The sequence below is a fragment of the Saccharomonospora sp. genome, from assembly GCF_027317685.1.
Taxonomy (GTDB): Bacteria; Actinomycetota; Actinomycetes; order Mycobacteriales; family Pseudonocardiaceae; genus Saccharomonospora.
The window spans coordinates 1-10,554 of sequence record NZ_DAHVQP010000096.1 but is presented as its reverse complement, the minus strand read 5'-3'; the positions used below and the strand labels follow the sequence as shown (position 1 = coordinate 10,554).

General features: G+C 68.0%; 10 protein-coding genes and 1 pseudogene. 9 read left to right on the top strand and 2 right to left on the bottom strand.

Annotated elements, in window-relative coordinates; genetic code table 11:
- A pseudogene (locus M7H19_RS11435) lies at nucleotides 1-302 on the bottom strand (hypothetical protein); the annotation flags it as partial.
- An 88-nt stretch (nucleotides 303-390) separates the two neighbouring features.
- Here M7H19_RS11435 and M7H19_RS11430 point away from each other — a divergent pair.
- From M7H19_RS11430 to M7H19_RS11390, 9 genes are all read left to right on the top strand, one after another.
- On the top strand, nucleotides 391-2,433 hold the full coding sequence (locus M7H19_RS11430; RefSeq protein ID WP_298180657.1) for a DNA polymerase III subunit gamma and tau: 2,043 nt from the start codon (nucleotides 391-393) through the stop codon (nucleotides 2,431-2,433).
- Between the two features lie 215 nt (nucleotides 2,434-2,648).
- A complete protein-coding gene (locus M7H19_RS11425; RefSeq protein ID WP_298180655.1) occupies nucleotides 2,649-3,005 on the top strand; it encodes a YbaB/EbfC family nucleoid-associated protein in 357 nt (118 codons plus the stop codon).
- 3 nt (nucleotides 3,006-3,008) lie between these two features.
- Nucleotides 3,009-3,605, top strand: a complete 597-nt coding sequence (recR, locus tag M7H19_RS11420; protein WP_298180653.1) for a recombination mediator RecR — start codon at nucleotides 3,009-3,011, stop codon at nucleotides 3,603-3,605.
- Nucleotides 3,606-3,648: 43 nt separating this feature from the next.
- Nucleotides 3,649-4,194 carry a uridine kinase gene (locus M7H19_RS11415; RefSeq protein WP_298180650.1) on the top strand — a complete coding sequence of 182 codons (546 nt, stop codon included), beginning with the start codon at nucleotides 3,649-3,651 and terminating at the stop codon, nucleotides 4,192-4,194.
- Nucleotides 4,195-4,574: 380 nt separating this feature from the next.
- On the top strand, nucleotides 4,575-6,251 hold the full coding sequence (locus tag M7H19_RS11410) for an ABC transporter substrate-binding protein (protein WP_298180648.1): 1,677 nt from the start codon (nucleotides 4,575-4,577) through the stop codon (nucleotides 6,249-6,251).
- Between the two features lie 10 nt (nucleotides 6,252-6,261).
- A complete protein-coding gene (locus tag M7H19_RS11405) occupies nucleotides 6,262-7,287 on the top strand; it encodes an ABC transporter permease (RefSeq protein WP_298180646.1) in 1,026 nt (341 codons plus the stop codon).
- A gap of 3 nt (nucleotides 7,288-7,290) precedes the next feature.
- Complete coding sequence (locus tag M7H19_RS11400) at nucleotides 7,291-8,256, top strand: ABC transporter permease (protein ID WP_298180644.1); 966 nt, start codon at nucleotides 7,291-7,293, stop codon at nucleotides 8,254-8,256.
- A 4-nt stretch (nucleotides 8,257-8,260) separates the two neighbouring features.
- Complete coding sequence (locus M7H19_RS11395; RefSeq protein WP_298180642.1) at nucleotides 8,261-9,259, top strand: ABC transporter ATP-binding protein; 999 nt, start codon at nucleotides 8,261-8,263, stop codon at nucleotides 9,257-9,259.
- Nucleotides 9,256-10,332, top strand: coding sequence for an oligopeptide/dipeptide ABC transporter ATP-binding protein (locus M7H19_RS11390; RefSeq protein WP_298180640.1), 1,077 nt, complete (start codon nucleotides 9,256-9,258; stop codon nucleotides 10,330-10,332). The genes M7H19_RS11395 and M7H19_RS11390 overlap by 4 nt, the downstream gene beginning before the upstream one ends.
- Here M7H19_RS11390 and M7H19_RS11385 read toward each other — a convergent pair.
- A partial coding sequence (locus M7H19_RS11385) for an EamA family transporter (protein WP_298180638.1) occupies nucleotides 10,260-10,554 on the bottom strand: 295 nt, incomplete at its 5' end. The genes M7H19_RS11390 and M7H19_RS11385 overlap by 73 nt on opposite strands.

The following is a 10,554-nucleotide window of genomic DNA, read 5'->3' as shown; positions in this document are numbered from 1 at the left end:
CGCGACGAGGTGGACGCGTTCTTCGACGGCGTACTCAAGCATGAGTTCGACGCCGCCGCGTTCGCCGTGGCGTGAACACCGCCTCCTCCGCCGGGCACGCTTGACTTTGTGGCCTCCTCTCTGGCCATGGAGGCAGGGAGGAGGCCAGCGAACTGTTCCAGCGTCAGTCCCGACCCGGCAGGGAAGTCTTCGTCGTCGAACTCGCAGCCGGGCGATTCGGGAACACCGACCGGGTACGCTTCGGCGTGGTTTGAGTCCTGGTGGCTGAGGTAACCGAACCCGTCCACCACGGCGGCGAACACGTCGTGATCGGTGAAGCCCTGCTCTCGTCCGCGCCGCGCCCGGGTGGGCAACGGGCACGCCGGCGGCGTCGGCCGGTACGCTCGCCACGTGGCTCTAGCGCTGTACCGCAAGTACCGACCGGCGACCTTCGCCGAGGTCGTCGGGCAGGAGCACGTCACCGAGCCCCTGCGCACCGCGCTGGCCTCCGGGCGGATCAACCACGCCTACCTCTTCTCGGGGCCCCGCGGCTGTGGCAAGACGTCGAGCGCGCGGATCATGGCCCGCTCGCTGAACTGCGCGAAGGGGCCGACACCCGACCCGTGCGGCGAGTGCGGCCCGTGCCGGGCGCTCGCCCCCGAAGGGCCGGGCAGCGTGGACGTCACCGAGCTCGACGCGGCCAGTCACGGCGGTGTCGACGACGCCCGGGAGCTGCGCGACCGTGCTTTCTACGCGCCCGCCGAGTCGCGGTACCGGGTGTTCATCATCGACGAGGCCCACATGGTCACGCCGCAGGGCTTCAACGCCCTGTTGAAGATCGTGGAGGAGCCGCCGGAACACCTGATCTTCATCTTCGCCACCACCGAGCCGGACAAGGTGCTCACCACCATCCGCTCGCGCACGCACCACTATCCGTTCCGGCTCATCCCGCCGGGCGCCATGCGCGAGTTGCTGGAACGCAACGTCGCCGCCGAAGGCGTTCCGGTGGAGCCCTCGGTGTATCCGCTGGTGATCCGCGCGGGCGGAGGGTCGGCGCGCGACACACAGTCGGTGCTGGACCAGCTACTCGCCGGCGCGGGGCCCGAGGGAGTGACGTACGAGCGCGCGGTGGCGTTGCTGGGTGTCACCGACTCGGCACTCATCGACTCGATGATCGACGGGCTGGCCGACCAGGACGCGAAGAGCGTGTTCGGCACGATCGACCGGCTCACCGAAGCCGGCCACGACCCGCGCCGCTTCGCCACCGACCTGCTCGACCGCCTGCGTGACCTGCTTCTGCTGCGCTCGGTGCCCGACGCCGCCGACAACGGCATGGTCTCGGCCCCCGCGGAACAGCTCGAACGCATGGCGGAACAAGCGCAACGCCTGAGCCCCGGAACGTTGACCCGCTACGCGGAGATCCTGCACAACGGCCTGCTGAAGATGCGGGGAGCCACGTCGCCGCGGCTGGTGCTCGAACTGCTGTGCTCCCGAATGCTGTTGCCCGAGGTCTCCGACGACGAGGCCTCGATGCTGCAACGCCTCGAACGGCTCGAACGCAAGATCGCCACCGGGGTGCCCGCCGCACTGCCCGCCCAGGGCACGGCCTCGGCCGAACCCGCCCCCACCCGGCCCACGTTCGAACGGCCGTCGCAGCGAACAGCGCGGGAACAGGAAACCGGTGCCGCGGCCGAGCAGCCACGCCGGGACGGCGGCACGGCCGGTGCGGCGAACACCGCCGGGCCACAGCGTCCGGAACCGCGCACCGCGCCCGTGCAGGCCGCACCGGCGGCACCGACCCCGCCTGCGGCGCAGACTCCACCGGCCCAGCCGACTCCGCAGTCTTCGCCGGGTGCGCAGTCCGGTCAGTCGGACGTCGCCACACTGCGCCAGCACTGGCCACAGGTGCTCGCCGTCGTGCGGACCATGAGCCGCAGCACCGAGGCCCTGCTCACCGGGGCGTCCGTGCACAGCGTCGAGGGGAACATGGTCGTACTGACCCACCCGGCTCAGCCGCTCGTGCGACGACTGTCGGAACAGCGCAACACCGAGTGCATCGCGCGCGCACTGACCCAGGTGGTGTCGGGCGAATGGACCGTGCGCTGCGTGCACCCGAGTGTGCTCGCGTCGGCGGGCCAGGCGCCCTCCTCGACGGCTTCGGCGGCACAGCAGCCCGCGGGCGGGGCCCCGCAACGGCCACAACGCACCTACCAACGGCCGACCAGGCCCTCGCAGGACACGGCGGACGGTGGGCAGCGCAAACCCGCCGTGACCACCACCGAGCCGGACATTCCGCTGCCGCCCGAACCCGACGACGATGAGTACTACCCGCCCGCCGAGACGGATACCGCGGCAACCGACCCGGAATCCTCGCAGGAACCGGAGCCGATCGACCCCGAGGCCCGTGCGCAGAGACTGCTCTCGGAACACCTCGGCGCTCGCCGGGTCGACTAGGGCCTCGGGCACTGCTCCGCGGGCACTGCGCCACGAGCTGCTGGGCCCCGACACGGAGGGCGCAGCGGCGGGGGAGAACGAGAACCGGTCGAACCGGACAGGCCGGCCTATGGGGACCCGGCTTCGGGGGCGGTGGGAAGCGGCTAGGCTGGGCAGTCGAGGTGCGGCGCACCCTCCACGTGCAAGTAACGCGAAGAGAATCGGATAGCCACATCATGGTGCAACCCGGCGGCGGAATGCCCGATATGCAGCAGATCCTGCAGCAGGCGCAGAAGATGCAGGAACAGCTGGTCACGGCGCAGCAGGAGTTGGCGAACGCCGAGGTGACCGGCACCTCCGGCGGCGGGCTGGTCACCGCCACCGTCAGCGGGGGGCTGGAACTCAAGGCACTGTCGATCGACCCGAAGGTCGTCGACCCGGAGGACACCGAGACGCTGTCCGATCTCGTGGTGGCGGCCGTGCGCGACGCGATGAACAATGCGCAGCAGCTCACCGAGGAGAAGCTGGGCCCGCTCGCCGGAGGTCTCGCCGGTGGCATGCCCGACCTCGGTGGATTCGGACTTCCTGGATAACGGGTGTACGAGGGCGTCGTTCAAGATCTGATCGATGAGCTCGGGCGGTTGCCCGGCATCGGTCCCAAGAGCGCACAGCGCATCGCTTTCCACCTGCTGGCCTCCGACCCGGCCGACCTCGCTCGGCTGCAGGAGGTACTCGGCAAGGTGCGTGAGGGCGTGCGGTTCTGCGAGGTGTGCGGCAACGTCTCCGAAAAGGAGCGCTGCCGCATCTGCTCCGACCCGCGCCGTGATGTGAGTGTCATCTGCGTGGTGGAGGAGCCGAAGGACGTACTCGCGGTGGAACGCACCCGCGAGTTCCGAGGCTGCTACCACGTGTTGGGCGGCGCCCTCGACCCGTTGTCGGGGGTGGGGCCGGACCAGTTGCGGATCAGGGAACTGTTGTCCCGCATCGGCGCCGACGAGGTGGCGGAGGTCATCATCGCCACCGACCCCAACACCGAGGGCGAAGCCACGGCGACGTACCTGGTGCGGATGCTGAAAGACTTCCCGGGGCTCACGGTGACACGGTTGGCGTCCGGCCTGCCGATGGGTGGTGACCTGGAGTTCGCCGACGAGCTCACGCTCGGGCGGGCGTTGTCCGGCCGCCGTGCCCTCTGACGTCGACCCGAAGTTTCGGCCGCGCCGCACGCAGGTGGAAGACGTGGCGGACGCGGTGTCGGCGGCGCCTCCACGGCTCGGCGCGGTGCGGCTGGTGGCCGTCGACGGCCCCTCCGGGTCCGGCAAGTCGGCCTTCGCGCGGAAATTGACCGCGGAACTGCGAAACCGCGGAGTGCACGCGGAGCTCGTCAGTACCGACGACTTCGCCACCTGGGACGACCCCGTTTCGTGGTGGCCGAGGCTGGCCGAAGTGCTCGACCGGATCGCCGTCGGGCTGCCCGGCCGCTACCGCGCCTGGGACTGGTCGACCGGCGAACCGCGCCCCGGTGCCGAGGTGCGGGTCGCGGTGCCCGACGTGCTCGTGGTGGAAGGCGTGTCGTCGGGGCGGGCCTCGATTCGGCCCAGGCTGTCTCGGTTGTGCTGGGTCGAGGTACCGAATCCCGAAAAACGTCTGGAGCGCGCGGTGGCTCGGGACGGCGAGGCCGCCAGGCCGATGCTTCAGGCGTGGCAGCGATTCGAGCGGGGCTGGTTCGCGGTGGACGAGGCCAGACGCCATGCCGACGATGTCATCCAGCCCGCACACGAATGATCGCCACGATCCCGCCCGGATCCGGGCGTAGCAGACCGAGCACAGTGGGTAGTCGGCCGGTCCGTAGTCGGAGCAAGAGGCGAGTGGTTACCCAACTGTGACCAACTCTGCGTAAGCGTCGCTTCGCGTCGGCCGTCGCGGGCAATGGTGTGGACAACACCGCCCACAACAGGCGAAACGTATTTCCCTCCACGTGGTCTCGACCACTTGCCAAGATCAATGACCAGCGCTTATCCGTTCCACTGGGCCGAAAGTGGCATGGGGTCTTGATGTCGAGGTCTTAAGTAAGCGAGTGATAACCGCTAAGGTCTGCCACCATCCGCGTGCACTCTTTCGGTGGACGCGACCCGAACCGATGCCTTTGCTCAAGGGGGGCCAACATGCTCCAGCCACGGGTGGCTCGACCACGCCGCTTAGCCCTGATCGGGCTCGCGGGCGCACTCGCGGTCTCACTGTCGGCGTGCGCTGAATCCCAACGTGATTCCAGTGGGGGCGGTGACGGCGGCACGCTGGTGTTCGGCGTCGCGGGCGCTCCGGCCAATTTCGATCCCTTCTACGCCTCCGACGGCGAGACGTTCCGGGTGACCCGGCAGATCGTGGAGAACCTCGTCGGCATCGAACCCGGCACGGCCGAACTCGAACCCGAGCTGGCCAAGAGCTGGGAACCGAACGAGGACGGCACCGTCTGGACCTTCGAGCTCCAGAAGGACGTGCAGTTCCACGACGGCACACCGTTCGACGCCGAAGCCGTGTGCGCCAACTTCGAGCGGATGTACAACCAGACCGGTGCGGGTGCCTCGCCCGCGTTGTCGTACTACTGGGTGGAGAACTTCGGTGGCTTCGCCGACGAGGACAAGACGTCGCTGTACGACGGGTGCGAGGTCAAAGACGAGCACACCGTCGACGTGAAGCTCACCCGGTACACGGCCGACTTCCCGACAATGTTGTCGCAGGACTCGTTCGCCATGCAGAGCCCGACGGCGATGGAGGAGTACAACGCCAACGACGTCAAGGCTGAGGGCGACAGCTTCGTGTTCTCGGAGTACGCCCAGAAGCACCCCACGGGCACGGGGCCGTTCAAGTTCAACGGCTACGACTCCGCCAACGGCACCATCGAGCTGGTCCGCAACGACGACTACTGGGGCGAGCCGGCCGAACTCGACAAGCTGATCTTCCGGATCATCCCCAACGAGACGGCACGCAAGCAGGAGCTGGAAGCCGGGAACATCGACGGTTACGACTTCCCGTCGCCCGCCGACTGGGCCGCGTTGGAGGACGCCGGATTCAAGGTCGAGATCCGGGACCCGTTCAACATCCTCTACCTGGGCATCACGCAGAACGAGAACCCGGCCCTGAAGGAGTTGAAGGTACGCCAGGCGCTGGCACACGCGATCGACCGGGAGACCCTCGTCTCGTCGATCATGCCGGAGGACTCCGAGGTCGCCAAGCAGTTCTATCCCGACACGGTGGACGGCTACGCCGACGATGTGCAGGAGTACCCGTACGACCCGGAGAAGGCCAAGCAGCTGCTGGCCGAGGCCGGTCACGAGGACCTGACCGTAGAGCTGTGGTACCCGACCCAGGTCACGCGGCCCTACATGCCGAACCCCGAGGCTATCTTCGGTGCCATCAAGGAGGACCTGGAGGAGGCCGGCATCACCGTGGAACCGGTCAGCAAGCCCTGGAACGGCGGTTACACCGACGACATCGAGTCGGCGCGGGCCCAGCTGTTCCTGCTCGGCTGGACCGGTGACTACAACTCGCCGAACAACTTCATCGGGACCCTCTTCGGCACGACGGACAACCAGTTCTACACCGGTGGTTCGTCGTGGGGTGAGGAACTCGCGGAAGCTCTCGACGAGGCGGACACCATTGTGGACGATGCTGAGCGGGAGGCGGCCTATCAGGACATCAACCGTAAGCTGATGTCCGAGTACCTGCCCGCCGTTCCGTTGACGCACTCCCCGCCCGCGATGGTCGTGCGTCCCGAAGTCGAGGGGCTGATTCCCAGCCCGTTGACCAAGGAAGAATTCGCAACGGTCACTATCTCGGAGTAGTAGCTAACCAGTGCTCCGCTACGCGTTTCGACGAGTACTGCAACTCGTGCTCGTCCTGTTCATTCTGTCGGTGCTGCTCTTCGCCTGGCTGCGGGCACTGCCGGGAGGGCCGGTCTCGGCCCTCCTCGGCGACCGCGGCACGGCGGAGAGCCGCGCGCAACTACGCGAGGAACTCGGGCTCGACGAGCCGATCTTCGTCCAGTACTTCTCCTTCCTCGGCCGGGCGCTGACCGGCAACTTCGGTAACTCCACCGGAGTCACCCCGGGAACGCCCGCGCTGGAGGTGTTTCTGGAGCGGTTCCCGGCCACGCTCGAACTCAGTTTCGTGGCCATCGTCCTCGCACTGATCACGGCGATTCCCCTCGGTTACCTGGCCGCCCGCCGTCGCGGTGGTTGGTTGGACAACGCTGGCATCCTCAGTTCGCTGGTGGGGATCTCCGTCCCGATCTTCTTCTTCGCGTTCCTGCTGAAGTGGATCTTCGCGATCGAGCTCGGCTGGCTACCCACGGGCGGTAGGCAGACCGTCGGTATCGACGCCACCAGAGTCACCGGGTTCTTCGTGCTCGACGGCATCCTCACGCAGGAGTGGGACGCCGCCTGGGACGCGCTGGTGCACCTGATCCTGCCCGCGATCGCGCTGGCGTCGATCCCGTTCGCGGTCATCTTCCGCATCACGAGGGCATCGGTGCTGGATGTGCTGGACGAGGACTACGTGCGGACGGCGCGGTCCAAGGGGCTGACCAAGCGGGTGATCCGGGACCGGCACATCCTCCGCAACTCGTTGTTGCCCGTGGTGACGACCGTGGGTCTGCAGACGGGTTCGCTGTTGTCGGGGGCGGTGCTCACCGAGACCGTGTTCGCTTGGCACGGCATCGGAGAGGCACTCGCGCTCGGATTCGAACGCAAGGACTTCCCCGTGCTCCAAGTGGTCATCATCGCCGGGGCGGCGTCGTATGTGTTGATCAACCTCTTGGTCGACCTGTCGTACGCGCTGATCGATCCGCGCATTCGTACGGCGCAGAAAGTGGGGTCGTGAGTGATGGCCTCGCGAGCTACGAAGATCGACGAACTCGCGGCTACCGCGGGTCGGTCCACTGTGGTCGACGAACCGGGCGCCGGTGGGTCCGGAGACGAAGGACAGAGCCTCCTCAAGTCGGCCTGGCGCAGGCTACGGCGCAACCCGATGTTCCTGGTCGGTGCTGCGATCATCGGCCTGTTCGTGCTGGTGGCGGTGCTGGCCCCGTGGTTGGCCCCGCACGACCCGGCGATGCGGCTGTTGGAAGACCAGGTCTCCAACGCGAAGAACCAGATCCCACCGTCGCAGCCGGGCCACCCACTGGGCGGCGACCAGTACGGCCGCGACCTGCTGTCCCGCATCCTGCTGGGTTCGCAGCAGACGCTTCTGGTGGCGTTGTTGGCCACCGTGATCGGATTGGGCATCGGCACGGTGCTGGGCACACTCGCCGGTGCCTTCGGCGGTTGGGTCGACACTGTGGTGATGCGCATCGTCGACGTGATGCTGTCGATCCCGTCGCTGCTGCTGGCCGTGTCGATCGGCGCGTTGTTCGTGACACAGAGCCAGTTCTCGGTGATCCTCGCCGTCGCCATCGTGCAGGTGCCGATCTTCGCGCGACTGTTGCGCGGCACGATGCTGTCGGTCCGGGAGAGCGACCACGTGCTGGCCGCCAAGGCCCTCGGCATCAAACGCGGTGCCATCGTGTTCCGGCACATCCTGCCGAACTCGCTGGGCCCGGTGATCGTGCAGTCCACGCTGGTGCTGGCGATCGCGATCCTGGACGCGGCGGCGCTGTCGTTCCTCGGCCTCGGAGCCGCGGACGACTCGATCCCGGAATGGGGGCAGATGCTCGGTAACGCACAGGACTACTTCGACACGCAGCCGCACTTGGCCTTCTGGCCGGCGGCGTGCATCGTCGTGGTGGCCTTGGGCTTCACCCTCATCGGTGAGTCGATGCGGGAAGCCCTCGATCCTCGGCAACGGCGGTGATGGAATGGCTCTGCTGGAAGTACGCGACCTGTCGGTGACGTTCCACCGCAAGGGGGAACCACCGACCACCGCTGTCGACTCGATCTCCTTCGACGTGGAGCCGGGACAGACCGTGGGACTCGTGGGCGAGTCGGGCTGCGGCAAGTCGGTCACCTCGCTGGCGATCATGGGGCTGTTGCCGGAACGTTCGGCCAAGGTGAACGGTTCGGTGACCTTCGCCGGTGAACAACTGCTGGGGCTCAGCCAGCGGGAGATGGACGAGCGCCGGGGCGAGGACCTGAGCATGGTGTTCCAGGACCCGCTGTCGTCGCTCAACCCTGTGGTGACCATCGGCGTGCAGATCACCGAGGTGCTGCTGCGACACCGCGAACTCACCCGCAGACAGGCCAAGGTCGAGGCCATCGACCTGCTCGGCCGGGTGGGTATCCCGGACCCGACACGGCGGATGAACGAGTACCCGCACCAGTTGTCGGGCGGCATGCGGCAGCGCGTGTTGATCGCCATCGCGTTGGCGTGCGAGCCGAGGCTGCTCATCGCCGACGAACCCACGACCGCGCTCGACGTCACTATCCAGGCGCAGATCCTCACGTTGCTGCGCGAGCTGGTGACCGAGACCGGAACGGCGCTCATCATGATCACGCACGATCTCGGCGTGGTCGCCGGGCTGTGTGACCAGGTGAACGTGATGTACGGCGGGCGGATCGTGGAACGCGCGCAGCGCCACGAACTGTTCGCCCGGCCCCGGCATCCGTACACCCACGGGCTGCTCGCCTCGATCCCCAGGCTGAACGCGCCGAGGGGCGAGAGGCTGGTGCCCATCAAGGGCTCGGTGGCCGACAACATCCCGTGGTCGGGCGGGTGCGCGTTCGCGCCGCGTTGCCCGAACGCTGTGGAGGCGTGCTGGTCCGAAGCACCGGAACTGGCCGCCGACGCCGCTGGACACACCGGACTGCTGCGGTGCCACAACCCGGTGGGGGCCACCGTGGCGGAGGGAGCACGATGACCGACGAAGCCGCACGGACCGACCACGCGGACGAGCGGGAACTGCTGGTCCTCGACGACGTCAAGGTGCATTTCCCCATCAAACGGGGCGTTCTGTTCGACCGCACCGTCGGCCACGTCTACGCCGTGGACGGCGTGAGCCTGCGCGTGAACCGGGGCGAGACGTACGGTCTCGTCGGCGAGTCGGGCTGTGGCAAGACCACGCTCGGCCGAGCGTTGCTGCGGCTCATCGAGCCCACCTCGGGCACCATCACCTTCGACGGGACGGACCTGTCCTCGTTGAAGGGCGAGAACCTGCGCACCATGCGCAAGCGGATGCAGATGGTGTTCCAGGACCCGCTGTCGAGCCTCGACCCGCGCCAATCGGTGGAGTCGTTGCTGGTGGAAGGGATGCGGGCCCACGGGCTCGCCACCGACCCGGAACGGACGCGGGCCAGGCTGAAGGAACTGCTGACGGCGGTCGGGCTGCCCGTGAGCGCGTTGCGGAAGTACCCGCACGAGTTCTCGGGAGGTCAGCGGCAGCGCATCGGTATCGCCAGGGCGTTGGCTCTGCAGCCGGACCTGATCGTGGCCGACGAACCGGTGTCGGCGCTGGACGTGTCGGTGCAGGCGCAGGTGATCAACCTGCTGGAGGACCTGCAGGACGAGTTCGGGCTCACCTACGTGGTGATCGCCCACGACCTGGCCGTGGTGCGCCACATCTCCGACCGCATCGGCGTGATGTACCTGGGGGCGCTCGTGGAGGAGTCCGACGCCGACTCCCTCTACGAACAGCCGCTGCACCCGTACACGAAGGCGCTGCTGTCGGCGATCCCCACACCCGACCCGGTGGTGGAGGACAGCCGCGAGCAGATCCTGCTCTCCGGCGACCTGCCCTCCCCTGCCGACCCGCCCAGCGGTTGCCGTTTCCACACGCGCTGCCCGTGGAGGCAGGAGACGTTGTGCGACACCGACCGGCCCGAACTGCGCGAGGTGGGGGACGGGCACCGCGTGGCCTGCCACTACGCGGAGGACATCCTGTCGGGACGCTTGACGCCGCGTGCCGAGTCCGGACAGGAACCGGTCTCGGCCTGAACCGGCCGTCGTGGTCGGCGGGACAGCGATCCCAACAGCACCCCGCCGACCACGACGACACAGGCGGCGAGTTCCACGACGGTGGGGCGTTCACCGAGGACGACGAACGCCGCCGTCAGGCCCACCACCGGCACGAGCAGCGAGAACGGGGCCACGGTGCTGGCGGGGTTGCGGCTGAGCAGGACGGTCCAGATACCGGAACCGACCACCGTGCCGAGCACG

Coding starts and splice junctions, on each gene's coding strand:
- M7H19_RS11425 (WP_298180655.1), top strand. CDS start 2,649: ATGGTGCAACCCGGCGGCGGAATGCCCGATATGCAGCAGATCCTGCAG.
- M7H19_RS11410 (WP_298180648.1), top strand. CDS start 4,575: ATGCTCCAGCCACGGGTGGCTCGACCACGCCGCTTAGCCCTGATCGGG.
- M7H19_RS11400 (WP_298180644.1), top strand. CDS start 7,291: ATGGCCTCGCGAGCTACGAAGATCGACGAACTCGCGGCTACCGCGGGT.
- M7H19_RS11395 (WP_298180642.1), top strand. CDS start 8,261: ATGGCTCTGCTGGAAGTACGCGACCTGTCGGTGACGTTCCACCGCAAG.
- M7H19_RS11390 (WP_298180640.1), top strand. CDS start 9,256: ATGACCGACGAAGCCGCACGGACCGACCACGCGGACGAGCGGGAACTG.